Origin of the sequence: Leifsonia soli, assembly GCF_013408745.1 — a bacterium.
Lineage (GTDB): Bacteria > Actinomycetota > Actinomycetes > Actinomycetales > Microbacteriaceae > Leifsonia > Leifsonia soli.
Genome location: NZ_JACCBJ010000001.1, coordinates 1,815,044 through 1,840,601 on the forward strand (window position 1 = coordinate 1,815,044; position 25,558 = coordinate 1,840,601).

Annotated in this window: 26 protein-coding genes; 9 read left to right on the forward strand and 17 right to left on the reverse strand. The window is 69.7% G+C overall.

Annotated features, from left to right (window positions below; genetic code table 11):
• Positions 1-44: 44 nt before the first annotated feature.
• The 7 genes from BJ963_RS08780 to BJ963_RS08810 form a co-directional block, all read right to left on the reverse strand.
• Entirely contained in the window at positions 45-1,133 is a 1,089-nt protein-coding gene (locus tag BJ963_RS08780) for an arginase family protein (protein ID WP_179456031.1), read from the reverse strand.
• A 101-nt stretch (positions 1,134-1,234) separates the two neighbouring features.
• Positions 1,235-2,989, reverse strand: coding sequence for an ABC transporter ATP-binding protein (locus tag BJ963_RS08785; protein WP_179456033.1), 1,755 nt, complete (start codon positions 2,987-2,989; stop codon positions 1,235-1,237).
• Entirely contained in the window at positions 2,986-4,572 is a 1,587-nt protein-coding gene (locus BJ963_RS08790; RefSeq protein WP_179456035.1) for an ABC transporter transmembrane domain-containing protein, read from the reverse strand. The genes BJ963_RS08785 and BJ963_RS08790 overlap by 4 nt, the downstream gene beginning before the upstream one ends.
• A complete protein-coding gene (locus tag BJ963_RS08795) occupies positions 4,565-6,019 on the reverse strand; it encodes a hypothetical protein (RefSeq protein WP_179456037.1) in 1,455 nt (484 codons plus the stop codon). Before BJ963_RS08795 ends, BJ963_RS08790 begins: the two co-directional genes overlap by 8 nt.
• Positions 6,016-7,242 (reverse strand): diaminopimelate decarboxylase family protein, encoded by a 1,227-nt coding sequence (locus BJ963_RS08800; protein WP_179456039.1) that lies wholly within the window; start codon positions 7,240-7,242, stop codon positions 6,016-6,018. The genes BJ963_RS08795 and BJ963_RS08800 overlap by 4 nt, the downstream gene beginning before the upstream one ends.
• A gap of 66 nt (positions 7,243-7,308) precedes the next feature.
• Positions 7,309-7,491, reverse strand: coding sequence for a hypothetical protein (locus tag BJ963_RS08805; protein WP_179456041.1), 183 nt, complete (start codon positions 7,489-7,491; stop codon positions 7,309-7,311).
• A gap of 84 nt (positions 7,492-7,575) precedes the next feature.
• Complete coding sequence (locus BJ963_RS08810; protein WP_179456043.1) at positions 7,576-8,796, reverse strand: NAD(P)/FAD-dependent oxidoreductase; 1,221 nt, start codon at positions 8,794-8,796, stop codon at positions 7,576-7,578.
• Positions 8,797-8,899: 103 nt separating this feature from the next.
• Between BJ963_RS08810 and BJ963_RS08815 the strand changes: the two genes are divergently transcribed.
• Positions 8,900-9,592 carry a response regulator transcription factor gene (locus BJ963_RS08815; RefSeq protein ID WP_018191755.1) on the forward strand — a complete coding sequence of 231 codons (693 nt, stop codon included), beginning with the start codon at positions 8,900-8,902 and terminating at the stop codon, positions 9,590-9,592.
• A gap of 59 nt (positions 9,593-9,651) precedes the next feature.
• Positions 9,652-11,352 carry a sensor histidine kinase gene (locus BJ963_RS08820; RefSeq protein ID WP_179456045.1) on the forward strand — a complete coding sequence of 567 codons (1,701 nt, stop codon included), beginning with the start codon at positions 9,652-9,654 and terminating at the stop codon, positions 11,350-11,352.
• 160 nt (positions 11,353-11,512) lie between these two features.
• On the opposite strand, the gene groL is transcribed toward BJ963_RS08820, so the two are convergent.
• The 4 genes from groL to BJ963_RS08840 all read right to left on the reverse strand — a co-directional run bounded on the left by groL (position 11,513) and on the right by BJ963_RS08840 (position 14,582).
• Positions 11,513-13,132, reverse strand: coding sequence for a chaperonin GroEL (groL, locus tag BJ963_RS08825; protein ID WP_089909058.1), 1,620 nt, complete (start codon positions 13,130-13,132; stop codon positions 11,513-11,515).
• Positions 13,133-13,326: 194 nt separating this feature from the next.
• Positions 13,327-13,530, reverse strand: coding sequence for a cold-shock protein (locus tag BJ963_RS08830; RefSeq protein ID WP_018191758.1), 204 nt, complete (start codon positions 13,528-13,530; stop codon positions 13,327-13,329).
• A 170-nt stretch (positions 13,531-13,700) separates the two neighbouring features.
• Positions 13,701-14,249 carry a LytR C-terminal domain-containing protein gene (locus BJ963_RS08835; RefSeq protein ID WP_179456047.1) on the reverse strand — a complete coding sequence of 183 codons (549 nt, stop codon included), beginning with the start codon at positions 14,247-14,249 and terminating at the stop codon, positions 13,701-13,703.
• Positions 14,250-14,270: 21 nt separating this feature from the next.
• The gene (locus tag BJ963_RS08840) at positions 14,271-14,582 is read right to left on the reverse strand and encodes a DUF3263 domain-containing protein (RefSeq protein ID WP_089909052.1); all 312 of its coding nucleotides are present in this window, start codon (positions 14,580-14,582) and stop codon (positions 14,271-14,273) included.
• 181 nt (positions 14,583-14,763) lie between these two features.
• Here BJ963_RS08840 and msrB point away from each other — a divergent pair, with 181 nt between their 5' ends.
• Together msrB and BJ963_RS08850 are read left to right on the forward strand one after the other, a co-directional pair.
• Positions 14,764-15,201, forward strand: coding sequence for a peptide-methionine (R)-S-oxide reductase MsrB (gene msrB / locus BJ963_RS08845; RefSeq protein WP_089909048.1), 438 nt, complete (start codon positions 14,764-14,766; stop codon positions 15,199-15,201).
• Positions 15,201-15,782, forward strand: coding sequence for a nitroreductase family protein (locus BJ963_RS08850; RefSeq protein WP_179456049.1), 582 nt, complete (start codon positions 15,201-15,203; stop codon positions 15,780-15,782). The genes msrB and BJ963_RS08850 overlap by 1 nt, the downstream gene beginning before the upstream one ends.
• A gap of 15 nt (positions 15,783-15,797) precedes the next feature.
• On the opposite strand, the gene BJ963_RS08855 is transcribed toward BJ963_RS08850, so the two are convergent.
• The 5 genes from BJ963_RS08855 to pdhA are packed head-to-tail and all read right to left on the reverse strand — an operon-like array spanning position 15,798 to position 20,453.
• Positions 15,798-16,748, reverse strand: a complete 951-nt coding sequence (locus tag BJ963_RS08855; RefSeq protein ID WP_179456051.1) for a DMT family transporter — start codon at positions 16,746-16,748, stop codon at positions 15,798-15,800.
• Between the two features lie 32 nt (positions 16,749-16,780).
• Positions 16,781-16,903 (reverse strand): hypothetical protein, encoded by a 123-nt coding sequence (locus tag BJ963_RS19375; protein WP_269457905.1) that lies wholly within the window; start codon positions 16,901-16,903, stop codon positions 16,781-16,783.
• Between the two features lie 15 nt (positions 16,904-16,918).
• Complete coding sequence (locus tag BJ963_RS08860; protein ID WP_179456053.1) at positions 16,919-18,298, reverse strand: dihydrolipoamide acetyltransferase family protein; 1,380 nt, start codon at positions 18,296-18,298, stop codon at positions 16,919-16,921.
• Positions 18,295-19,344 carry an alpha-ketoacid dehydrogenase subunit beta gene (locus BJ963_RS08865; RefSeq protein WP_218857048.1) on the reverse strand — a complete coding sequence of 350 codons (1,050 nt, stop codon included), beginning with the start codon at positions 19,342-19,344 and terminating at the stop codon, positions 18,295-18,297. The genes BJ963_RS08860 and BJ963_RS08865 overlap by 4 nt, the downstream gene beginning before the upstream one ends.
• Positions 19,341-20,453, reverse strand: coding sequence for a pyruvate dehydrogenase (acetyl-transferring) E1 component subunit alpha (gene pdhA / locus BJ963_RS08870; protein ID WP_179456055.1), 1,113 nt, complete (start codon positions 20,451-20,453; stop codon positions 19,341-19,343). Before pdhA ends, BJ963_RS08865 begins: the two co-directional genes overlap by 4 nt.
• A 127-nt stretch (positions 20,454-20,580) precedes the next feature.
• Between pdhA and BJ963_RS08875 the strand changes: the two genes are divergently transcribed.
• The 5 genes from BJ963_RS08875 (at position 20,581) to BJ963_RS08895 (ending at position 25,169) form a co-directional block, all read left to right on the forward strand.
• Positions 20,581-21,009 (forward strand): Lrp/AsnC family transcriptional regulator, encoded by a 429-nt coding sequence (locus tag BJ963_RS08875; RefSeq protein ID WP_089909037.1) that lies wholly within the window; start codon positions 20,581-20,583, stop codon positions 21,007-21,009.
• Between the two features lie 2 nt (positions 21,010-21,011).
• Positions 21,012-22,166: a low temperature requirement protein A gene (locus BJ963_RS08880; protein ID WP_157696901.1), complete on the forward strand. Its 1,155-nt coding sequence runs from the start codon at positions 21,012-21,014 to the stop codon at positions 22,164-22,166.
• 179 nt (positions 22,167-22,345) lie between these two features.
• Positions 22,346-23,530: a thiolase family protein gene (locus BJ963_RS08885; RefSeq protein WP_179456057.1), complete on the forward strand. Its 1,185-nt coding sequence runs from the start codon at positions 22,346-22,348 to the stop codon at positions 23,528-23,530.
• Positions 23,527-24,273 carry an enoyl-CoA hydratase/isomerase family protein gene (locus BJ963_RS08890; RefSeq protein ID WP_179456059.1) on the forward strand — a complete coding sequence of 249 codons (747 nt, stop codon included), beginning with the start codon at positions 23,527-23,529 and terminating at the stop codon, positions 24,271-24,273. Before BJ963_RS08885 ends, BJ963_RS08890 begins: the two co-directional genes overlap by 4 nt.
• A 47-nt stretch (positions 24,274-24,320) precedes the next feature.
• On the forward strand, positions 24,321-25,169 hold the full coding sequence (locus tag BJ963_RS08895; RefSeq protein WP_172824287.1) for a 3-hydroxyacyl-CoA dehydrogenase family protein: 849 nt from the start codon (positions 24,321-24,323) through the stop codon (positions 25,167-25,169).
• On the opposite strand, the gene BJ963_RS08900 is transcribed toward BJ963_RS08895, so the two are convergent.
• On the reverse strand, positions 25,147-25,548 hold the full coding sequence (locus tag BJ963_RS08900) for a PaaI family thioesterase (RefSeq protein ID WP_179456061.1): 402 nt from the start codon (positions 25,546-25,548) through the stop codon (positions 25,147-25,149). The genes BJ963_RS08895 and BJ963_RS08900 overlap by 23 nt on opposite strands.
• Positions 25,549-25,558 lie beyond the last annotated feature (10 nt).

Below are 25,558 nucleotides of genomic sequence, written 5' to 3' on the forward strand. Positions count from 1 at the left end.
CGTATGCGTCCCGGCTGTCCGGCTTCGAGCGGCCGCACCGGCGGTCACCGCCGGAAGACGGCGTCGAGGGCCCGGAGCAGCACCTCCGAAGCGAGCAGGGCCGAGTGGTCCGACTCATTCGGAATGAGTTCGACAAGGTCGATTCCGACGATCTCCCGGCCCCGACACACCAGGTCGATGAGCTGCGTCAGCTCGGCCGGTGTCAGGCCACCGGGCAACGGCGTCCCTGTGCTCGGGAGGAATGCGGGATCGAGCACATCCACGTCGATGCTCAGATACCACGGCATCGAACGGTCGAGGGATTCCTCGACCCGGCCCGAGTCGAGCCTCAGGGCCGATGTGCCCGGCCAGACCATCACCTTGTCGCCGGGGACGGGATCCTCTTCCGCTAGTTGTCGAATTCCGAACTGAGCGATCGTCGCGATCTCACCCCGCCCTGCCAGCCAGCTCATGACATTCCCGTGGTGCAGCGATGTCCGCCAGTCCCCGTGCATCGGCTCCAGGTAGTCGGAGTGCGCATCGATGTGGAGGATACCGAGTCGTCGTCGCCGACGGAGATGCCCCGAGACGAGCCCGAAGGTGATGGAGTGGTCTCCCCCTATCGCGACCGAAACCGTCTGTCGGTCGGCACACGCGGAAGCGAACTCCTCCAGGCGCTCGAACATGTCACCGTTCCGTGTCTGCACCGTATCGGACAGGTTCCCGATGTCCGCCAGTCGCACGTTTTCGAGGACGCGTCTTCCACGAACCGGGTCGTACATCCCCCGTCCGTCTGCTCTGGTGAAGAGGCTGCCGCTCGCACGGCGGATGGCATCGGGCGCGGACCGCGACCCGGCCTTCTGCGACGCGCCCGCGTCGTACTCGACGCCTACGGCAATGGCATCGAAATGTGAAGTCCTGAGCGCAGCGGCGATCGTCGCGAAGGGGGCACCGAAGAGGCCCGTAGCACCCGGCGGCACATGTTCGGGGGACGCCACCGGCACGAGCAGTCCGGCCTCTCGAAGGCCGACGATCACTCGGGAGAGCGATGACCTTTCTGCCGCGTCGGTCGTGAGTCGTCGGAGCACCTCCTCCACGGTTCGGGGAAGGGCGAAGAAGCCCAAGATAGAGGCGGCGGTCCGCCCGATGGTCACCTCGGTTCCCTGCGTCGGATGCCAGAGCGTCGTCGCGGCAGCGTCTGCCGAGCGAACAATGAAGTCTTGATTTGCTCGAAGGACGTCGTTCGCACCCGGGGTCATCGGCCCGCCGCATCTGTGTCGTGCCACGCGTTCCAGAGCTCGGCGTAGAGAGCGTTCGACTCGAGAAGATCGGCATGCCGGCCATCGCCGACGATCAGTCCCCCGTCCATGACCAGGATGCGGTCCATCGACGGCATGACGTCCAGCCGGTGGACGATCGACAGGATCGTTGTCTGCGGCAAGAGCTCACCCAGACGCTGCTCCAGGCCGAACGCCTGCTGTCGTGGAATGGCAGAGGTCGCTTCGTCGAGGACGAGGACCTCCGGCTGTGCCAGCAGAACGCGCGCCAGAGCGAGTTGTTGGCGTCGCTCGGCGGAGAGGTCGCCATCCACCTCGTCGTCGAGCGCAGATGCGTGATCATCGATCCACTCCGCGGTCCCTGCCGTCATCAGCGCATCCGACATGGCAGAGTCGCTGACGTCGGACTGCGCCAGCTGCAGGTTGTACCGCAGCGTCCCTGCAAAGACATGCTGCTCCTGCGTCACCACCACGACGCGCGGAGGTCCGCCGGCACCGTCGGCCGTCCTGCCGGCGATCCGCACCACGCCCGCACTAGGTGGTTCGATGCCGGAGAGCACCAAGCCCAGGGTGGACTTTCCTGCGCCGGACGGCCCGACCAACGCGACTGTGGTCCCCGCCTCGACCTGCAACGTCACGGGTCCGAGCGCAGGTGTGCCCTTCTCATATTCGAAGCACACCGATGAGAGCTCGATGGTGCACGGCGCCGGGCGATCGAGCGAAGCCGGCGCCTCAGCCTGAGGGGTGGTGCCGCGCAGGACTCCGGCCACCCCCTGGATGCGCGCGAAGGCGCTACGGCCGAGTTGCAGCTGGTCCGCCCAGTACAACAGATCGTCCAAAGGGTCGATGACGATCTGCACGTACAGGGCGATAGCGACGACACTGCCGAGTGAGCTCACTCCCTCGATGACGAGCCACCCGCCCCACAGCACGACGAGAGCCAATGGCAGGTAGTACGCGGACTGGACGAGCGGGAACCACACGGCCTGGAGGCGCAGCGTGCGGTTCTCCGCCGCCGCGACATGCCCCGCACCCGCCGCCATGGCCTCGGCCCGTGCCGCTTCGAGGCCGAGCGTCCGAACACTGGTGCCGCCGGCGATCGTGGCCAGCACGGCCGTGTCGAACACGCCGTGGCTCCGCAGTTCTTCGTCGTACGACGGCTGCGAACGCCGGATGTACCACCGAGTGGACAGGACGAGGATCGGGAGCCCGACGATCATCGCGAGGGCGATTCGCCAGTCGATGGCGAAAGCCGCCACGGTCGTGACGATCACGGTCAATGAGCCGACAAGAACTTCCGGCAGCCCGATCCGCACGCCCTCGGACACGGCGTCGATGTCATTGGTCGTCCGCGCGAGCACGTCGCCGGCGGGGGCACGGTGAACGGTTCGGAATGGGAGCGCGACGATACCGCCGATGACCCGCTCGCGCAGCTGGGCGAACACGATCTCACCCGTGATATAGGACACGCGGTGCGCCAGCCAGGAGACGACGGCCTGGCCGGCCACCACACCGCACAGCACCGCAAGAGCAAGCCCTAGCCCCGTCCACCTCCCGGCAGTGGCCTCATCGAGGATCGTCCCGAACAGCAGGGGACCGATGGCGGCGAGGACAGCCGCGGAGAGGTGGAATCCAATCAGGAGCAGCACGCGCCTGGAGTGCTCCCGCGCGAGTGCCGCCACCGCTTCCACGGTCTCGCGCCTGCTCGCGACCGGCAGCCAGTCTGCGGTCATGCGAGCACCTCCTCGGCCAGGGTCCTGTACATCGATGACCGCTCCATCAGCTGCTCGTGGGTCCCGACTTCCACAGTCCCGTCCGTGCTGGCGAACACGACGCGGTCGGCGGCGCGCAGGAAGCAGGGACTATCGGTGACGACGATGGTTGTCTTCCCTGCTCTCGATTCGCGCAGTCGCGTGCTGATCGAGGCTTCAGTCGCTGCGTCTACGCCAGTGGTCGGTTCGATCAGGACCAGGACGTCCGGCTGTCGGGCGAGGGCTCGTGCGAGTATCATCCGTTGCCGCTGCCCGCCGGACAGGTTGCCCCCGTTGTCGTCCAGTACGCCCTCCATCCCGCCCAGATTCCGGATGATGTCGGTCGCCTGCGCGACCTCGCTCACTCGCAGGCAGACCTCCTCCGGAATGTGCGCTCCGAAGTGGTCGCGGATGGTGCCCTCGAAGATGTAGTCGGCGCCTGTTGCGATCAACCGAGGTCGTAAGTCCGTCGCGTCGGCCGCGAGGCTCTCGGCGAGACTCACGAGCGATTCGCTATCCGGTCCGGTGATGGCGACCAGCTCCTTTGCGCTGGAAGGACTCGGCGGGATTGGGCCCGCGTACCCGCCGGAGGCCCGAGGCTCGAAGTCCCCGGAGGACCGGAGCAGGCGACCCACCCGCTCCGCGGCGACGACGATCGGGGCGACCTCCTGTGCCCCATTGACAGCCGCACTGACGGGAGCCACCAGGTACAGCGCCAGGCCGTAGAAGGCCACGAGCTGTCCGTTCGTGATCGCTCCGGAGGCCAGCTGCGCCAAGGCGATCCCGAGGACCAGAAGCACCACGATCGCGGGCAGTGCGATCTTCACCCCATCGATGAGTGCGCGCACGCCGGCCACGCGCAGACCTGCCGAGCGCATTTCGCCGGACATCGCTGTGAACCGATCGAGGAACACGCGTTCTCCTCCGACGCCTTTGAGCACCTTGAGGCCCGTCGCCGCGTCCACACTCATCGTGCTCACCGCGCCGGCGAGATCTCGGTGTCGCGCAAGGCGCCGGGACAATGGTTTGACCATCACGGGCACTCCGAGTGCGAGGATCGGCGCGGCCGCCAGTATGACCAGGCCGAGCAGAGGCGACTGGAGGAGAAGGAAGACACCGACGACCACATAGACGGTGCTCGACACGACCAGGGAAACGACGACGTTATAGATGTCGCTCAGGGTCGCCGTGTCTTCCGACGCGATCTCAAGGGTCTCCCCGAGATCACGCCCTCCTGGCGCTTTCGCGACGTGTTCCGCGACGCGCCGCTTGAGGCGGACGCCAAGCCCGATCTCCAGACGCTTCCCGACCACGTGCGCCACCACGCTCAGGACGACGCGGGCGAAGACGAGCGCTGCGAGACCGAGTGTCGCGCCCCAGAGGGCTGTGATGTCGGCCGCAGAGATGGCCGCAACCCCGAACCCCAGTGCTACCGGGAAGCCCGCTTCGCACAGCGTGGACACCAGTTTCAGGAGAACGAGCCCCGCGGCCGGGACGCCGTCTCCTCGCACGAGCCCACGCAACTCCGTGATCGGCCGTATCGACCGGTCACCGTTTTCAGCCATGTCTTCCTCTCGTTGGACGCGCAGGCAGATCGAAGCGCGCAGGCGGAGCATCGGGATAGCGACGCGTCAGGGACCTCACGTCGGGATACTCGCCGAGCTCGCGAAAGAGGTCGAGCACAGCGTCGACTCCTGGGCCGGCACGTGTCCCGAGCGCGACTTTGAACATGCAGGACCGGGTGGCGACCGAGGGCACGATGACTTCGTAACGATGTCCGCGGAAACCGAAGCTTCCGCCGAGAGCCAGCGGGATCTTCCGACGGATGGCTTCCGCCCGCACAATGCCGAGCAGGGCTTGGTATTCCTCGAGCGTGCCGTCTGCGAACTGCAATACGGTGAACGGCGCAGGAATCTCGGCGGTGTCCGGTCGAAGCCCGGGATGCGCAACGCGGAACAATCCGCGGCCGCTGCCCGCCAGTTCACCTGCGAAGCGCCGGTTGTTCTCGAAGAGCGGACCGATGAATCGCTGATGATACTCGGCATCGAAGACGAAGCCGTTGGTCAGTACGGACGCTGCTTCGGCGCTCAGCGCTGCACCGCGCACACCGCGCACGACGGGAAGATTCGACACTGTCTCGCTCCACCAGCTCGTCGCGGATGCGTCGCTGGCGTAGCAGGTCACGATCCCGAGATTTGCCAACTCCAGACCTTGCTGATCGAGCTTCAGCCCCGATCGCACGTCTATCACCAGCTCAGGAGCCGAATCGCCGAGACCGCGAAGGAGTTCCGCGACCGGCCACTGTCCGCCGCATAGCGTCGAGTCGATGATGACGACCTGCGGATGGCGCTTGGTGGAGGACCACGCACCACGGACACGATCGACTGTCTCCCCCTCGAGATCCCCGTTGTACAGGACCGGCTCGAACATCATGAGGTCACAAGATGCGTCGAAGAGTTGCTCCAGACTGTGCACCATCGCGACGCCCGCAGCCCTCGGTCGGCTGAGTTCCAGCACCATCCTTGTTTCGAAGTACTCCGTCAGCGATCTCAGCTCGGGCCGCCGGGAATGCCTGCGTGTGAATTCATACGTCGTCCAGTCGAGGACGCAGGCGATCGCCGCCATGCCACTCGAGAAGACGAACGAAGCCGCCCTCCATCCTTCTGGGATTGGTCCGTCGCCCAGCCCTGTCACGCGCTGTTCGATGCTCAGACCCGGAAGGTTGCGCTCGTAGGTGTAGGCCAGCGGCCCCCCTCCTGCGAGGTCGAGGAAGGTACCGCTCTCGGGGCTGCGCATGATCGAGCCGCGTGCCCTCTCGGCGTCACGGAGGAGCATCCTCCGAAGAGCCTTCGCGCTGCTGGCGAGCTGCAGCTCCGCTCGCAACGAGTCACCGATGTCGATGGAGAGCACTCGTTCGGACAGCATCGCGTAGGCCGCAGGGGTCCGGCACTGATCGGCGTGCGCCTTCGCGAGATCTGCGAGCAGCTGACTCTCCGCGCGCAGCGGGTTCACGGTGGATCTCCCTGGTGATTCACCCATCCGGAGACACGCCGGAGGCCTTCACCGTCATACACATACTCGCTAACGCGCCCAAGGAGATTGAAATCGCGCTGGTTGGCCGTCGTGTATGCACCGGCGTTCGTGAGGACGAGCCGATCTCCCGGCACGCATACCGGAACGCCATAGTCCGAGACGCGACCGTGCGTGTCCACGCCGAAGTAGTCGTTCTCGTAGAGCGTGTTGCCCGCGATAACCCCCGGCACCAGTGGCGCGTCGAGCCTCGTCCGATCGGCGAGCGCGACGTGCGGTTTGTGCCATGGAGCAAGGTTCCACGCGGATGCGTCGACTTGCACGATGGAGCGGTCCGGCACGGGACGCCTCTGTTGCACCGACTGAACGGTGGCCACGAGGTAGCCGTGCGGGCCGAGCAGCGCGCCGCCAGGCTCGAATCGCGTGCTCAGCGAGCGCCGATGCGCAGCGCACCACGCGGAGATTCGTGCTCCCGCTTCACGGAGAGCCGATCGTGCCCGTGCGCGATCAGCATAGAAATCGAACAGACCGCCGCCGAAGTCGATAGTCGCCACGGTCGGGAGCGCGGCGGCGACACGGAGCAGGTACGACACGTGGAAGAGGAACGAAGCGGGAGTCAGCTGGCCGGTGTGAGTGTGCAGCCTCGTGACACGAAAGCTGTGTGTGGCCAGAAGCGCATGCAGCTCTGGGTCGAGAATGTCGACTCCGAATCGACTCCTGTCGCCGAAGCTGTGAAGAGAATCGAACTGAGCGGGCACGGGGACTCGAAGACGGAGTCCAATCTCCTTCCGATGACTGGGGTCCGCTGCGAGGAACCGCAACTGGTCTATGGAGTCCACATCGAGCGTGACCCCGGATCGCCGCAATACGCTCATCGCCGGGCGCGAGGTGAAGCTCGGGCCGGTAGCGGTGATCTCGGAGAACCCGGCTTCACGGACAAGATGCAGCTCACCGACGGAGGCGACATCGGCTCCTAGGCCCCAACCGCTCAGCTGCTCGAGAAGCGACACGCACTGCGTAGCTTTCGCCGCGACATTGAGCCCGCACCCGGGGATGAGCTCGAGATCGCGCCGCAACCTCTGAACTGTGCGCCCCAGATTCTCAAGGTCATAGACGAGAGCTGGGGTCTCCACGTCGTCAAAGCTCTGGAACAAACCGACGGTGGGGCTGTCGACGAGCGGCGGAGCAGGTGGTGATTCAGTCATGATGCGTCATTAGGAGCATGAGTGCAGGAAAGGCGGGCGCGAGTGCACTTCACGCCCGCCCGAGCCTCAGAACCTCGTGCGGGGGCGGCTCCCGCCCATCGTTGCGAAGTCGCTCGTCAGCGGAACGATCTCGCGAGTCAGCACGTCTGCCTCGCTGAGGGTTCCATCGACGTCGACGGCCCCCCACGATTCCACCTCGTCGAGGGAATGCAGAGACTCCTCGAGGTCTACCAGTGTTGCGAGCGTCATGTGTCCATCCTTTCGTCGGTCGGATGGACACACCATATCGTAACAAAAATATATGCATTTACATTGCGGACATGCGATGTCTAATCAGAGCGACGCAAGATCGACATCCCGATCGGCCAGGCGGCTCGCATCCACGTGCTCGCCCAGGCGGATGAGGCGCTGGATGTCGTCCTGCACATCCCACACGTTGACGTTCATGCCCGCCACCACCCGGTCGTTCCGCAGCCAGAACGCGATGAACTCGCGGGAGTCGACGTCGCCCCGGAACACGACGCGGGCGCCGGCGGTGAGCGGGCCGTACCCCGAATACTCCATGCCCAGATCGTATTGGTCGGAGTAGAAGTACGGGATGTCGTCGTACGACGCGCGCTCGCCCAGGATGGCATGCGCCGCGACCTTCCCGCTCGCGATCGCGTTCGCCCAGTGCTCGCTGCGGAGGTGCCGGCCGATCGCCGGGAGGAACGGGTTGGCCACGTCGCCGACGGCGTACACGTCGTCGATGCTGGTCCGCATCCCCTTGTCGGTGAGCACGCCCTCCGCCACGGCCGCGCCGGAGCGCTCGGCCACCAGGCTGTTCGGCGACGCGCCGACACCGGCGACCACCACGTCGGCCGGGATGCGCTCCCCGGTCGCCAGCACGACGTGCTGCTCCTCGCCGCCGTCGACGCCGACGACCTTCGCGCCGTTGCGGAACGCGACGCCGTTGTCCCGGTGCAGCCGCTCGAAGACGCCGCCGAGCTCCCGACCGATGGCCCCGCTGAGCGGGACCGCCGAGTGGCCGATCACGGTCACGTCGTTGCCGTACCCGCGCGCGGCCGCCGCGACCTCCATGCCGATCCAGCCGGACCCGACGATGACGACGCGCCGGCCGCCGACCTCGAGCGCGGCGCGCAGCCAGGCGGCGTCCTCGCGGGTGCGGAGCGGGAACACCGCGCCGTGCCCGCTGCCCGGCACCCCGAGCGGGCGGGCGCGCGCCCCGGTCGCGAGTATGAGGCTGTCGTAGGTGATCCGGCCGCCGTCGGAGACGAACAGCTCGTGCGCGTCCGCCTCGAACGAGCCCGCCTCGACGTTCGGAATGAACTCGACCGCGTTGTCGGCGTACCAGCCGGCGGGGTGCACGTCGGCATCCTCGATCCCGCCATCGCCCTTCAGGTACTCCTTCGATAGCGGCGGGCGGATGTACGGGTGGTGCTCCTCGGCACCGAGAAGCAGGATGCGACCGCCGAAGCCGCGCTCGCGCAGCTCGGTGGCGACGGTCGCGCCGGCCAAGCCGGCCCCGGCGATCACGACGGTGGGTTCAGACATGATCTCAGCATCCACCGTTCACACGGCCCGCGCCAGCGCCGTGCACTCAGGGCGCACCGACGGCTCACAGCTAAGACCCAGCCGACGCGCAGATACTGTCTCCATGAACGCAGGACCCCGCATTCTCATCGTCGACGACGAGCCGAACATCCGCGACCTCCTCACCACCAGTCTCCGTTTCGCCGGGTTCGCCGTCCGCGCGGTCGGGAACGGCGCGCAGGCGATCTCCGCGGTCCTCGAAGAGGAGCCCGACCTCATCATCCTCGACGTCATGCTGCCCGACATGAACGGCTTCGGCGTGACCAAGCGCCTCCGCGGCGCGGGCTACACCGCGCCCATCCTGTTCCTCACGGCGAAGGACGACACCGAGGACAAGATCACCGGCCTCACGGTCGGCGGCGACGACTACGTCACCAAGCCGTTCAGCCTCGACGAGATCGTCGCCCGCATCAAGGCCATCCTGCGCCGCACGATGCAGGCCGACGAGGACGCGGTCATCCGCGCGGGCGAGCTGACGATGGACCAGGACACGCACGAGGTCTTCGTGGGCGACACCCCGATCGAGCTCAGCCCGACCGAGTTCAAGCTCCTGCGCTACCTGATGCTGAACCCCAACCGCGTGCTGTCGAAGGCGCAGATCCTCGACCACGTCTGGGAGTACGACTTCAACGGCGACGCCGGCATCGTCGAGTCCTACATCTCCTACCTGCGCCGCAAGGTGGATGCGCACTCCAGCGAGCCGCTCATCCAGACCAAGCGCGGGTTCGGCTACATGCTGAAGGCCGCGAAAGCCTGAGGTGCACACCGGGCGCACACATGCCCGGCACAGCATCCCCCGCTTAGACTGACGGCCTGATGCACTCACGTCTGCTCGACCGCTGGAACGCGATCTCCCTGCGCACGAAGATCACGGGCGTGACCGTGCTCATGCTGACGCTCGGGCTGCTCGTCACCGGCATCGGCACGATGTCGATGCTGAAGCCGGTGCTTCTCGACCAGCTGGATGCGCAGCTCTCGGCCGCGTCGGGTGCGTCGTACCTGAACACCTACCTCGGCACGGCGTCGTCGGACGACGACCAGATCGCGACCGACTCGAGCCCGTCAGACTACTTCGCCGCGCTGTACGACTCCAGCGGCAAGCTGGTGAAGCGCAACTGGTCGAACATCCCGTACGCGCACCGTCCGGCGATCCCCACGACCCTGACCCTCCCCGAGGCGAAGGGCATGAACGGCGGATTCACGCTGCTGAGCAACGACGGCCGCACCACGTACCGTGCCCTCGCGACGACGCAGACGTTCGCGGGCAGCGGTGAGCTCGCCACCGCGATCGTGGCGACGACGACATCGCAGATCGACACCGTGATGGCGAGCTTCCTGGCGATCTTCCTCGGCTTCGGCGTGATCGTGATCGTGGTGGGCGCCGGGCTGACCCGGATGCTCGTCACCACGACGTTCTCGCCGCTCCGCGAAGTGGAGCAGACGGCCGCGGCCATCGCCGACGGAGACTTCAGCCAGCGGCTCGGCGGCGCCACCCCGAACACGGAGGTGGGGCGGCTCAACCGCTCGCTCAACACCATGCTGAACCGCATCGACCGGGCCTTCAGCGACCGCGCGCGCACGATCGACCAGATGCGCCGCTTCGTGGGCGACGCCTCGCACGAGCTGCGCACTCCGCTGGTCTCGGTGCGCGGCTACGCCGAGCTGTACCGGATGGGCGCGCTGCAGACTCCCGAAGACGTGGCTCAGGCGATGGATCGCATCGAGAAGGAGGCGATCCGCATGGGCATCCTCGTGGAGGACCTCCTCGAGCTCGCCCGGCTCGATGAAACCAAGCCGCTCGACCTGCACCGCGTCGACCTCGTGAAGATCGCGCAGGACGCGGCGATGGACGCGATGGCCGGCTCCCCGGGCCGTGTGGTGACCGTCGTGCCACCGGAGCCGCGTGCACCGGAGGACGACGACAGCACGGAGCCCGGGCTGGACACCGTCCCGATGACGATCCCCGACACGGACGCGCGGCCGAGCAACGCCACCGGACCGATCGCGTTCGCAGGCTCGGCGCTGGCGCGCCTGCGCCGCGGCCGCACCCGCCGTGCGACGACAGGACCGCTGCCGATCTCGACCGGCGAGAAGGTGGTGCTGACGCAGCCGGCCCCCTCGGAGCCCGCGATCGTCATGGCGGAGGAGAACAAGCTCCGCCAGGTCATCACCAACCTGATGGGCAACGCGCTGCGCTACACGCCGGAGGGCAGCCCGATCGAGATCGCGGTGCAGATCGACCACCGCACCGAGCGCGGCATCATCGAGGTCCGCGACCACGGCGAGGGCATCCCTCCGCAGATCCGCGAGAAGATCTTCCAGCGCTTCTGGCGCGCCGACACGTCGCGCGCCCGCGAGACCGGGGGCAGCGGACTGGGGCTCGCGATCGTCTCGTCCATCGTGGCCGCGCACAATGGGACGGTCGACGTCGTCGACACCGAGGGAGGCGGCGCGACCTTCCGCGTCTCGCTGCCGCTCGCCGGCTCCCCCGCCTCCCCCAAGCCCGTCGCGCCCTAACGGCCCGCCCCGCCCGCCGAGGTGCGACATCCTGTCGCCGCTCGACCCGGATTCCGGCATCGAGTCACGACTCGATGGCCCTCCGCGATGTCGCGAAGGGACGCACGCGAAGAGGGCGCCTCCCCGAACGGGGAAGCGCCCTCTCTGCGTGATGCGGGACTTAGAAGTCCATGCCTGCGCCCGGGTCGCCGACCGGAGCCGGGTTCTTCTCGGGCTTGTCGGCGACGACGGCCTCGGTGGTGAGGAACAGGCCCGCGATCGACGCGGCGTTCTGCAGCGCCGAGCGGGTGACCTTCACCGGGTCGTTGATGCCGGAGGCCAGCATGTCGACGTACTCGCCGGTCGCGGCGTTGAGGCCGTGGCCGACCGGGAGGTTGCGGACCTTCTCGACGACGACGCCGGCCTCGAGGCCCGCGTTGATCGCGATCTGCTTCAGCGGAGCCTCGATGGCGACCTTGACGATGTTGGCGCCGGTCGCCTCGTCACCAGTGAGCTGCAGCTTCTCGAAGGCGGTCTTGCCGGCCTGGATGAGGGCCACGCCACCACCGGCGACGATGCCCTCCTCGACGGCGGCCTTCGCGTTGCGGACGGCGTCCTCGATGCGGTGCTTGCGCTCCTTGAGCTCGACCTCGGTGGCCGCGCCCGCCTTGATGACGGCGACGCCGCCCGCGAGCTTGGCGAGGCGCTCCTGCAGCTTCTCGCGGTCGTAGTCCGAGTCGGTCGACTCGATCTCGTTGCGGATCTGCTGCACGCGGCCGGCGATGGCCTCCGGGTCGCCGGAGCCCTCGACGATCGTGGTCTCGTCCTTGGTGATGACGACCTTGCGAGCCTGGCCGAGCAGGTCGAGGGTGACGTTCTCGAGCTTGAGACCGACCTCCTCGGAGATGACCTGGCCGCCGGTCAGGATCGCGATGTCCTGCAGCATGGCCTTGCGGCGGTCGCCGAAGCCCGGAGCCTTGACGGCGACGGACTTGAAGATGCCGCGGATCTTGTTCACGATCAGGGTCGCGAGGGCCTCGCCGTCGACGTCCTCAGCGATGATGAGGAGCGGCTTGCCGGCCTGGATCACCTTGTCGACGATCGGCAGGAGGTCCTTGATGTTGCTGATCTTCTGGTTGGCGATGAGGATGTACGGGTCCTCGAACACCGCCTCCTGGCGGTCCTGGTCGGTCACGAAGTACTGCGACAGGAAGCCCTTGTCGAAGCGCATGCCCTCGGTGAGCTCGAGCTCGGTGCCGAAGGTGTTCGACTCCTCGACGGTGACGACGCCCTCCTTGCCGACCTTGTCGATCGCCTCGGCGATGATCTCGCCGATGGTGGTGTCGCCGGCGGAGATGGACGCGGTGGCCGCGATCTCCTCCTTGGTCTCGACCTCCTTGGCGGAGGCGATGAGCTCCTCGGTGACCGCCGCGACGGCCTTCTCGATGCCGCGCTTCAGGGTGATCGGGTCGGCGCCGGCCGCGACGTTCCGCAGGCCCTCCTTGACCAGGGCCTGAGCGAGGACGGTCGCGGTGGTGGTGCCGTCACCGGCGACGTCGTCGGTCTTCTTGGCGACCTCCTTGACGAGCTCCGCGCCGATCTTCTCGTACGGATCGTCGAGCTCGATCTCCTTTGCGATGGAGACGCCGTCGTTGGTGATCGTCGGTGCGCCCCACTTCTTCTCGAGGACGACGTTACGACCGCGCGGGCCCAGGGTCACCTTGACCGTGTCGGCCAGGGTGTTGAGGCCGCGCTCGAGGCCGCGGCGGGCGTCCTCGTTGAAAGCAATGATCTTTGCCATGTGTTTCTCGTCCCTCCCGGACGTGTGCGAAAGATTCCGTCTATTAGCACTCGATCAGATGGAGTGCTAAAGCGATTCTGGCACTCGCCGCTGTCGAGTGCAAGGTCACTCCGCGACCGGCGAACACCGGGAGCAACGGCGAAGCGCCGCCCCCGATGGGGACGGCGCTCCGCAGATTCGTTGGTTCGCTGTGCTCAGGCCAGTCGCACCGACTCGGCCTGCGGGCCCTTCTGCCCGGTGCCGACCTCGAAGACGACCTGCTGGCCCTCTTCGAGGACCTTGTATCCGTTCATGTCAATCGCGGAGTAATGAACGAAAACGTCCTGTCCCCCTCCATCGACGGTGATGAAGCCGTAGCCCTTCTCAGCGTTGAACCACTTCACGGTCCCGTTCGCCATGCATTACTCCCATTGCTGTGTCGCTCGCGCGATCCGTCGCCGCACGTTGACTCCCGATCCTAATGCTTTCAATAGGCGGCGACGCCAGAGATTTCGTGAATCGACTACGAAATGAAGCGAAAGTTAAACACGCGCGAAACAAAGGGATCCGGGGCTGGTCGGAGCGCGGATCAGCCCCGGTAGTTCGCGCCGATCACGACCGTGATGTCCGCGCCGGTGTCGTCGAACGCGTTGCTCTGCTGGATGGTCGCTCCCGGCAGCGACTGCACCACGCCCAGAGCGGCGGCCTGGTTGGCCGGGTTGCCGTAGTAGACGATCGTGGATGCCAGGTCGTTGCGGTCGGCGTTCGCCAGGGCGGCGACCTTCCAGCCCGCGGCCTTCAGCTTGTCGCCGACGGTCTGCGCCAGACCTTCCGTGGCCGTGCCGTTGAGCACGTTGACCTGCAGCGACGGGTTGACGGTCGGGACGATCGTCGGCGTCGGCGTGGGCGTCGGCGTCTGCGACCGGGACGTCGAGGCCGGCGATCCGTGGAAAGAGAGGTTGCCGTTGATGACCGAGAGCCCGAAGATGCCGGCGCCGACCAGCACGATCGTGGCGAGCGCCGCCCATCCGACCGCGATCCAGCCGCGACCCCGCGGGCGCGGTGCCCGGTGGGCGCCGACGCGCTTCAGGTCGTCGGGGATCTCGTCGAACCTGTCGCGGGGATACTTCTCAGCCATCGGGGGATGCGGTCCTCGGGGTCAGTCGCCGGACGGGAGGGTCCGTGCGTGTCGGGCGGCCAGCCTCGCCTCGCGCAGCCGCAGCAGCCTCTTGACGAGCATGGGGTCGTGGCGGAGGGCGGCCGGACGGTCGATCAGCGCACCGAGCAACTGATAGTACCGAGCCGCCGAGAGACCGAACTCCTCGCGGATGGCCTGCTCCTTGGCTCCGGCATGACGCCACCACTGGCGTTCGAACGCGAGGATCGCGGCATCCCGATCGCTCAGCTGATCCGTGTCCGAGGGCGTGCGGTCGGTGGCAGGCCGTCCGTCGGCAGACCGGGTCACGCGCACCGCCTTCCCTCGTCACGGACGCCGGGCGGTGCCGGTCGTGCCGGTCGCGCCCCGCGCTCGCGCATCATCCTAGGACGCCGGCCCTGTGTGTTCCTTGTTTCCGCCCGGCACGTCGCGGGACGAAACGGGAACAGCCGCCGGGGCGACGCCGTTTAGTCTGGTGACGACGAAAGGGACAGGCATGGCACAGAACGAGACGGCCACGAACGGGCACACCGACGGATACACGGTCTCCAAGAGCGAGAACGAGTGGCGTGAGGAACTCAGTCCCGAGCAGTACGCGGTGCTCCGCGAGGCCGGGACCGAACGCCCGTGGACCGGCGAGCTGCTCGACGAGAGCCGCGCGGGCCTGTACACCTGTGCCGCGTGCGGTGCCGAGCTGTTCAAGTCGGGAACCAAGTTCGACTCGGGATGCGGCTGGCCGAGCTTCTACGAGTCCGTCCGGCCGGAGGCCGTCCAGCTCATCGAGGACACCAGCCTCGGCATGGTGCGCACCGAGGTGCGCTGCGCCTCCTGCGGCTCGCACCTTGGACACGTCTTCCCGGACGGCTTCGGCACCCCCACCGGCGACCGCTACTGCATGAACTCCCTCTCGCTGAACTTCACGCCGGAGTCCTGATGACGGAGGCCCCGACGGTCGCCGGCCCCGCCGGCGGCCTCGCCGAGCGCGTCGCCGCACGCCGGTCGTACTCGCGTGTGACGCCGGATGCGCCGACGCACGAGGAGCTGCTGCCCCTGGTGGCCGCAGCCGGCCGGGTCGCCGATCACAGCGCGCTGCACCCGTGGCGGCTCATCGAGCTGCGCGGCGACGCCCGCCTGCGGCTCGGCCAGGCGTTCGTGCGGGATGCGAAGGCGACCGGGTCGGATGCGGAGAAGCTCGCATCCAAGCCGCTGCGCTCCTCCCTGCTGATCGCGATCGTCTCGGTGCGCACGAAGAGCGACAAGGTTCCCGGCTGGGAGCAGGACGCGGTGGCCTCGGGCGTCGCGCACATCCTGAGCCTGCTCCTCCACGACGCGGGCTGGGGCGTGATGTGGCGGACCGGCCACCACACCCGATCGAAGGCCGTGCACCGGATGCACGGGCTGAAGAAGAACGAGCGGCTGCTCGGCTGGCTGTACGTCGGCGGCATCACCGCGGACAGCCGGGAGGGGCACCGCCGGTCGATCGACCCGGAGCGGTTCCTGACGACGCTGGACTGACCGCCGGGCCTCTTGTCAGGCGGTTTGCCGGCGCCAGCCCCAGCGGATGCTGGCGACGGCGACCGCGACGATCGCCAGCAGCGTGCCGCCGATGGTCGAGAACGCGAGGACGTGGCCGGCGGTGGGCAGCAGGAGGTCGAGCAGCAGTGCGGAGGCCAGCTGACCGGCGACGGTGGCGAGGCCGAGCAGCAGGACGCCGGTGATCCGCACCAGGAACGCGGTCACCCCGATGAAGATGCAGCCGATCGCGCCGCCGACGTAGAGCCACGGCTCCGCCGGCAGGCGCGCGGGCAGCCCGGCGAGCGCCCAGTGCCCCAGCATGAGCACCACCAGCACGGAGGTGCCGACGGCGAAGTTGATGAAGGTCGCGGTGAGCGCGCTCTCGGCGACGACCCGGACCTGACCGTTGACGGCCTGCTGCCAACCGGTGCCGAGGCCGGCGATGAACGGGAGCAGCATCATCCACATCGGAGCGCCGCCGCCGAACTGCGCCGACACGGCCCACGTGACCGCGACCAGGGCGAGCATCGCGCCGACGAGACGCGCGGCGGTCAGCGGCCGGCGCCCTCCCGGGCCGAGGCCGATCCGGTCGAGGACGAGGCCGCTGATGGTCTGCCCCGCCACGACCGCGACCGTGAACAGCGCGACGCCGAGCGCGGCGGCGGTCAGCCCCTGCGACAGCACCAGGAACGAACCCGCGGCGCCGCCGAGGACGTACCACCAGCGCAGGCCGCGGCCGCGAAGGGCGTCGCGGACGCGCGCGAGGCCCCTCCGTCCGGCGGGGACGATCGCGAGCGCGACCGTGAGGATCACCAGGCCGGAGCCGAACGAGATGGCGGCGGCGGTGAAGCCGTCGCCCAGACGACTGCCCAGCTCACCATTGATGCGCGACTGCAGTGCGACCAGGGCGCCGCAGAGCAGGGCGAGGACGAGCGCGAGCCAGAGCGGGAGCGAGCGAGGGGTCACTCCTCCAACCCTAGGCCCGGCGGCGACCCGGCTCAGGGTGCCGGCGCCTCGCCGTCGGTCGGCTCCGGCGTCGGCAGCCAGTCGATGTTCTCCTCCGGCGCGACCTCCTTCTCCTCGCTGAGGTCGTAGTCGTCGTCGTTCTTCTTGTCGCTCATGCCGCCACCCTACGCTCAGCCGGCGACAGCGCCGGGCGTGTCCGCCAGCGCGCCGAGCGGCGACTCGATCGCGTCGGCGATCTCCCGCAGGAAGCCCGCCGCGACTCCCCCGTCGGTCACCCGGTGGTCGAACACGAGCGACAGCTGCAGGATACGCCGGGGCACGATCGCGCCGTCCACGACCCACGGCCGCTCGATGGCCCGCCCGAGGCCGAGGATGGCGACTTCGGGATGGTTGATGATGGCGGCGCTGCCGTCGACGCCGAGGCTGCCGTAGTTGTTGATCGTGAACGTCGACCCGGCGAGATCGGCGGGAGGGAGCGTCCCGTCGCGGGCCGCCCGCGCCAGGCGGTCGAACTCGGCGTCGAGCTCGCGCACCGAGAGGCGGTCGGCCCGGCGGACGACCGGGACGAGCAGGCCGCGGTCGGTGTCGGCGGCGAAGCCCAGGTTGACGCCGTCGAAGAGCTGCAGTCCCTGGCCGTCCGGGGTCACGCGACCCGCGAGCTCGGGATGCCGCGCGAGAGCGGTGAGGGCGAACCGCGCGACGAAGGACAGGAACGAGGGAGCGCGACCGCCGCGGGCGAGGCGGCGCCGGCCGTCCCACAGCTCGGTCGCATCCACATCCACCCAGACCGTCGCCTCGGGGATCTCGGAGCGGCTGCGCGTCATGGTCTCGGCGACGGTGCGGCGGAGGCGCGAGAACGCGGCGGTGTCGCGGACCGTGAGGCCCGTGCGCGGGTCGGCGGCGGCTTCGGGGGCGGCGGCTTCGGGGGCGGCGGGCACCGGGGAGGACGGGCCGGCGACGGATGCGCGCCGCGGCACCTGCGCGCGCGCCGACAGCGCCGCCTCCACATCGTGTCGGGTGACGACGCCGTCCGGGCGGCTCGGACGCAGGGTGGAGAGATCGATCCCGTGGCTGCGGGCGAGCGCGCGCACCACCGGCGAGACGACGGGGACGATCGGCGGCCGGGGCGAGGTGGATGCGAGACCGGCCGGAGTCGCGGGAGCCGCGGCGGGCGGGCGCGGCGGCTCGAGGGTCGTCGTGCGCGCGGACCGGGGCCGCCTGCCGGCGTGCGTCGTCGTCCCGTAGCCGACCAGCACGGCGCCCGACCCGCCGGACGCCGCCGGAGACTCGGCCGCCGCCGGAGACTCGGCCGCCTCCTCCACCTCGATCAGCGGCGCGCCGACCAGGATGTTCTCGCCCTCGGCTCCATGCAGCGCCGCGACCCGTCCGGCATACGGCGACGGCACCTCGACGACGGACTTCGCGGTCTCGACCTCCGCGATCGGCTGGTCGGTGACGACGGTGTCGCCGACCGCGACCAGCCAGCGCACCAGCTCCGCGTCGGTCAGGCCCTCGCCGAGATCGGGGAGGGTGAACACCCGTGCGGTCATGCGTCCTCCCACTGCAGCGCATCCACGGCGTCGAGCACGCGGTCGACGTCGGGCAGGTAGAACCGCTCCAGCTTCGGCGGCGCGAACGGAGTGTCGAACCCGGTCACCCGGCCCACCGGCGCGAGGAGGTGGTGGAAGCAGCGCTCCGAGACGCGCGCGACGATCTCGGCCGCCATGCTCGCGAAGCCCGGCGCCTCGGCCACCACGACCGCGCGGCCCGTGCGGCGGACCGCCGCGCAGACCGTCTCGTCGTCGAACGGGACGAGTGACCGCAGGTCGACGACCCCGATGCTGCGGCCGTCCTCCGCGGCGGCCTCGGCAGCGGCGAGCGCGACCGGCACGGACGGCCCGTACGCGATCAGGGTCGCGTCGTCGCCCTCGCGGGCCACACGCGCGCGGCCGATCTCGGGCAGCGGCGCTTCCACATCCACCTCGCCGGTCGACCAGTACAGCTTCTTCGGCTCGAGGAAGATCACCGGGTCGGGATGCGCGATGGCGGCGCGCAGCAGCCCGTACGCGTCCTGCGGGGTGACGGGCGACACGACGGTCAGCCCGGGCGTGTGCACGTAGTAGGCCTCCGACGAGTCGGAGTGGTGCTCCACCCCGCCGATGCCGCCGGCGTAGGGGATGCGGATGACGAGCGGAAGACGCACGCGGCCTTGCGTGCGGTTGCCCATCTTGGCGACGTGATCGACGATCTGCTCGAACGCGGGATACGCGAACGCGTCGAACTGCATCTCGACGACCGGGCGCATCCCGTTCATGGCCATCCCGACTGCGGTCCCGACGATGCCGGACTCGGCCAGCGGTGTGTCGAAGCAGCGGCTCTCGCCGAAGCGGGCGGTCAGCCCGTCGGTGATGCGGAAGACGCCGCCGAGGGCGCCGACGTCCTCGCCGAACACGACGACGGACGGGTCGGCGGCGAGCGCGTCGGCGAGCGCGCGGTTGAGCGCCTGCGCCATCGTCATCGTGGCCGGAGCGGCGGCCGGAGCGGCGGCTCCATTCTGGGGGTCGGCCCCGGCGGGGGCGTCATGCATGAGCGTCATCGGGCGGCCTCCTGAGTGTTCGGCCGACCCGCTTCCGCGGCGCGGAGTTCGGCGGCGAGCTGCGCGGCCTGCTCGCGCAGCTGCGGGGTCGGTGTGGCGTAGACGTGGGCGAACAGGTCTTCGGGGTGCGGCTCGGCGTCGGCCATGACCGCGGTGCGGAGGTCGGCGGCGACCCGCTCCGCCTGAGCGTGCGCCTCCGCATCGTCGCCCTCCGCGAGCTCCCCCTGGGCGGTCAGCCAGGCGCGCAGCCGGAGCAGCGGGTCGCGCGCGAGCCAGGGCTCCACCTCGTCGGAGGTGCGATAGCGGGTGGCGTCGTCGGCGTTGGTGTGCGACTTGATGCGGTAGGTGACGGCCTCCACCAGGGTCGGACCGCCGCCCTCCCTGGCCTCCTCGACGGCCTCCCCGAGCACCGCGAGCAGGGCGGCGAGGTCGTTGCCGTCGACGAGCCGGCCGCGCATCCCGTAGCCGATGCCCTTGTGCGCCAGGCTCGGCGCGGCGGTCTGCCTGCTGAGCGGCACCGAGATCGCGTAGCCGTTGTTCTGCACCAGGAACACGACCGGAAGGTGGAAGACGGCCGCGAAGTTGAGCGCCTCGTGGAAGTCGCCCTCGCTGGTCGCGCCGTCGCCGCACATCGCGAGCACCACCGTGTCCTCGCCGCGGAGACGGGCCGCGTGGGCGAAGCCGACCGCGTGCAGCAGCTGGGTCGCCAGGGGCGTGGCCTGCGGGGCGACGCGGTGGCGGTTCGGGTCGTAGCCCGAGTGCCAGTCGCCGCGGAGCAGCACGAACGCCTCGAACGGGTCGACGCCGCGGGCGATCACGGCGACGGTGTCGCGGTAGGTCGGGAACAGCCAGTCCTGCTCGCCGAGCACCATCGCGGCGGCGATCTCGCAGGCCTCCTGGCCGTGCGACGACGGGTAGACGGCGAGACGCCCCTGGCGCACCAGCGCGTCGGCCTGATCGTTGAGCCGGCGGGCGAGCACGAGCCGCCGGTAGCCCTCGAGCAGGGTGTCGGCGGCGGGCATCCGGTGGCGGTCGTCCGGGTGGGACGCGCCATCCTGATCGATGAGCCGCAGCGGGGTGTCGCCGGGCAGCAGATCGTCCGCGTGCATCTGTTCTCCTTCGAAAGACGTCGCTCCTCCCCAGCATGACTTCGGCAGACGCGGGACGCTACGGGTGCGCGCGAGTCGAGACGAACGGGTGCGGGCAGCGCGGATCGGTGGCAGACTGTCCAGCACCATGGACGACATCGACGTACGGATCCTGGACGCTCTGCGCGCGGACGGCCGCGCCTCCATCACCTCCGTGGCGGAGGCGGCCCACGTGTCGCGCGCCAACGCCTACTCGCGGGTCTCGCGGCTGGTGTCGGACGGGGTCATCACCGGGTTCACCGCGAAGGTCGACCCGCGGCGATCGGGGCGCGCATCGTCGGCGTACGTGACGCTGCGGGTGGAACAGGCGGACTGGCACGACCTGAGGGAGCGGCTGCAGCGCATCCCGGAGGTGGAGCACTTCGCGCTGGTCGGCGGCGACTTCGACGTCATCCTGCTCGTGCGCGCCCGAGACAACGAGGACCTGCGCCGCGTCGTCCTCGAGGAGCTCACGGCGATCCCCTCGGTGCGCGACACCAAGACCTCCCTCGTCTTCGAGGACCACGACCTGCGATGAGGATGGTCGGGAGCAGTGACCGCGACCCGGGCCGGGCCGACTGGATGGAGCTGTTCTTCGATCTGATCTTCGTGGCCCTGGTCGGCCAGCTGGCGCACGGCCTCCACGTGCATCCTGGCTTCGCGGCGATCGGGGTGTTCCTCGCCCTGTTCGCCGCGGTGTGGTGGGCGTGGGGCAACCTGACGTTCGTCGTCAACGTGTCGCGGCGGCTCACCCGGCGAGGGCTGTCGCTGGTGATGCTGCTGGCGATGGTGGCGGTCGGTGCGATGGCCGTCGCCGCTCCCGAGGCGATCGGCGAGCGCGCCTGGCTCTTCGCGGCCGGGAACGCCGCGCTGCGGATCGTGCTGCTCGTCGCCTGGATCCGGCTGTCGTGGGCGGACGGGGTGGCCTCGCGCATCCGGATCAGCGTCTACAACGGTGTGACGGCGGTGCTCTGGCTGGTCTCCATCCCGCTGCCGGAGCCGGCCGGCTACGTGCTGTGGGCGGTCGCGATCGCGCTCGAGGTCGTGCTGCTGGTCACGACGGCGTCGAGCTGGGCGTCCGGCGCGTTCGAGACGCTGAATGTGGACCACCTGTCGGAGCGGTTCGGGCTGCTGGTGATCATCGTCCTCGGCGAGTCCGTGCTGAGCATCGTGGCCGTGGTGAGCGAGTCGTGGACGGCGGGCGGTGCGCTCGTCGGCCTGCTGGGGCTGGTGATCGTGGCCGGGCTGGCGTGGACGTTCTTCCTCTACGGCGTCGACGTCATGCACCAGGGGCTGGAACGGCTGCTCGCGCGCGGGGATGTGCGAGGCATCCGGGACACGGTGGCCTTCCTGCCGTTCCTGCTGCTGGCGGGGGTGACCGCGCTCTCCGGCGCGCTGTCGGCGGCGATCGAGCATCCCGCCGAACCGCTGCCGCTCGCCCTCTCGGTGTGCCTCGGGGGCGGGATCGCGCTGTTCTACTTCGCGAACACGGTCATCTCCCGTCGCTACGGCGACGAGTGGCGGGTGGTGCTGCGCTGGGGCGTGCCGGCCGTCGTGCTGTCGCTGCTGCTGATCCCGCTTGGCGCGGTGCTCCCCGCCGCGGCGACGGTCGCGTGCGCCGTGCTCGTGCTCGCTTACAACGTCTCCGCCGCCGAGCGCACCTCCCGCCGCCGCGCCCGTGCCGCCTCCCTCTGACTCCGCCCACCGTCGAGTCCGCAAAGACTGCACGCTCGGGCGGCGTGTCGCGTGCAGTCTTTGCGGACTCGACGGTGGGGGATGGCGTGGGAGGCGGGTTGATTGCGCGGGCCGGGTCTGCGACGATGCAATTGCTGAACGATTGTTCGGTAATTCGTGGCGTCGAGGGAGAGGGCACGATGGCGGAGGCCTACCTGGTCGACGGGGTGCGCACGCCGGTCGGCCGCTACGGCGGCGCGCTGGCGGGCGTCCGGCCCGACGACCTCGCGGCGCTGGTGGTCGGCGAGGTGGTCCGCCGCGCGGGCGTTCCCGGCGACGCGCTCGACGAGGTCGTGCTCGGCGCGGCCAACCAGGCGGGCGAGGACAACCGCAACGTCGCCCGGATGGCCGTGCTGCTCGCCGGACTGCCGGACGAGGTCCCGGCACTGACCGTCAACCGGCTATGCGCGTCGGGGCTGACCGCCGTCATCCAGGCCGCGCAGGGCATCCGGGCCGGCGACGCCGACCTCGTGGTCGCGGGCGGCGTCGAGTCGATGACCCGCGCTCCCTGGGTGCAGGGCAAGCCCGAGCGCGCCTACGCGAAGCCCGGCCCGCAGTACGACACCGCGATCGGCTGGCGCTTCACCAACCCCCGGCTGCTCGCGCGCGACAAGGCGACCTACACGATGCCCGAGACGGCGGAGGAGGTCGCGAGGATCGACGGCATCAGCCGCGAGGGCGCCGACGCCTTCGCTCTGCAGAGCCACCGGCGGGCGGCCGCGGCGGCCGATGCGGGCCGGTTCGACGCCGAGCTGCTCGCGGTCGACACCCCCGCAGGTCCGGTCGCGGCCGACGAGGGCATCCGTCGCGACACCAGCCTGGAGGCGCTCGCCCGCTTGAAGCCGGTTGTGGCCGGCGGCGTCGTCGTCACCGCTGGCAACTCCTCCCCGCTGAACGACGGCGCGTCCGCGGTCGTCGTCGCGAGCGCGGAGGCGGTCGAGCGGCACGGGCTGAAGCCGCGGGCACGTATCGTCGCCGCGGCGAGCGCCGGCGTCGCGCCCGAGGTCATGGGACTCGGCCCGGTGCCCGCAACGCGCAAAGCGCTCGCGCGAGCCGGCCTCGACGTCTCCGACCTGGGCGCCGTCGAGCTCAACGAAGCGTTCGCCAGCCAGGCGCTCGCCTGCATCCGCCGGCTCGGACTCGACCCCGCGACCGTGAACGCCGACGGCGGCGCGATCGCCCTCGGCCACGCCCTGGGGTCGAGCGGGTCGCGCATCCTGGTCACCCTGCTCGGCCGGATGGAGCGCGAGGGCGCCCGCTACGGCCTCGCGACCATGTGCGTGGGCGTCGGGCAGGGCACCTCCCTCATCGTGGAGGCGGTATGAGCGACACCCGGAGGCTCACCGTGGCCGAGCTCCCCGACCGTGTGGTGGTGACCCTCGACCGGCCGGAGCGGCGCAACGCGATCGACCAGCGGATGGTGGACGAACTGCACGAGGTCTGCGACGCCCTGGAGCGCGCGCCGCGCATCCTGATCCTCACCGGCTCCGGTGGAGTGTTCGCGTCGGGCGCCGACATCGCACAGCTGCGCGAGCGCACCGCCGCGGACGCCGCAAGCGGCATCAACGACTCGGCGTTCACGCGGATCGCCGAGCTCCCCATGCCGGTCATCGCCGCCCTCGACGGGTACGCGCTCGGCGGCGGGGCCGAGCTCGCCTACGCAGCAGACCTGCGCATCGGCACGCCGCGAGTGCGGATCGGCAACCCGGAGACGGGTCTCGGGATCATCGCCGCCGCCGGCGCGCTCTGGCGGCTGCCCGCGCTCGTCGGCCTGCCGCTCGCGACCGAGCTCGTGCTGACCGGGCGCCTCCTGACCGGCGAGGAGGCCCTCGCCGCGGGTCTGGTGTCGTCGCTGCACGATCCGGACGAGCTGCTCGCCGCGGCGCACGCCCTCGCCGACCGGATCGCCGCGAACGATCCCCTGGCCACCCGCCACACCAAGCGCGTGCTGCGGGAGCCTGCCGACCGGCATCCCGCCGCCGAGCGCGAGGCGCAGGCCGAGCTGTTCGACTCTCCGGAGAAGCACCGGAGGATGACCGAGTTCCTGGAACGGAGGAGACGCACGTGAACCACGCGGCACTGCCCGAGCGCGTCGCCGTCATCGGCGGCGGCCGGATGGGCGCGGGCATCGCGCACGCCTTTCTGATGGCGGGCGCCGAGGTGGTCGTGATCGAACGGGACGCGTCGGCCGCGGCGGAGGCGCGCGACCGTATCCTCGCCGCAGTGGAGGGCAGCGTCCGTCGCGGCGCCGCACCGCCCGACCCGGAGAGCCTGCTGGTCACCGTCACCTGGGAGGCGCTCAACGGCGCCGGGCTGGCCGTCGAGGCGGTGCCAGAGCTGGTCGGCCTCAAGCGCGAGGCCCTGCGGCGGGCCGAGGACCTGCTGCCCGTGGATGCGGTGCTCGCGACCAACACCTCATCCCTGTCGATCGACGTGCTGGCCGAGGGGCTGCAGCGACCGGGCGCGTTCCTCGGAATGCACTTCTTCAACCCCGTGCCCGCCTCCACCCTCGTGGAGCTCGTGACCGGGACGGCGACCGCGACGACCGCCGCCGAAGCCGCGGAGGGCTGGGTCGCCGCGATCGGCAAGACGCCGATCACCGTGCGCGACTCCCCCGGCTTCGCCTCGTCGCGACTCGGCGTGCTGCTCGGACTGGAGGCGATCCGGATGGTGGAGGAGGGCGTCGCGACGCCCGAGGACATCGACACGGCGATGACGCTCGGCTACAAGCATCCGGTCGGGCCGCTCCGGCTCACCGACATCGTCGGGCTGGACGTGCGCCTCGACATCGCCGAGTACCTCTCGCGCGAGCTCGGGCCGCGGTTCGAGCCGCCGGAGCTGCTGCGGCGGATGGCCGCCGAGGGGATGCTCGGGCGGAAGTCGGGACGCGGCTTCTACGACTGGACCGAGGGCGATGAACCCGGGGACGCTCCCGGCTCCTCTACCGCTCCGGAGCGTCGATGATGAGGTTGGTGATGCGCGCCGTGCAGAGCCGGTTGCCCTCCTCGTCGGTGATGACGATCTCGTGCGACGCGATCGTGCGGCCGAGCCGGATCGCCGTCGCGACCCCCGTCACGAGGCCCGAGCGCGCCGACCGGTGGTGGGTCGCGTTGATGTCGATGCCGACCGCACTGCGCCCCGGCCCGGCATGGATGACGGCCGCCCACGATCCCAGCGCCTCCGCGAACGCGACGGACGCCCCGCCGTGCAGCAGCCCGAACGACTGGCGGTTGCCCTCCACCGGCATCGTCGCCACGACGCGCTCCGCGGACTGCTCCAGGATGCGCACGCCCATCTTCGTGTCGAGCTCGCCCAGTTCGATCGTCCAGTCGCCGTCGGCCATGCCGTCAGCT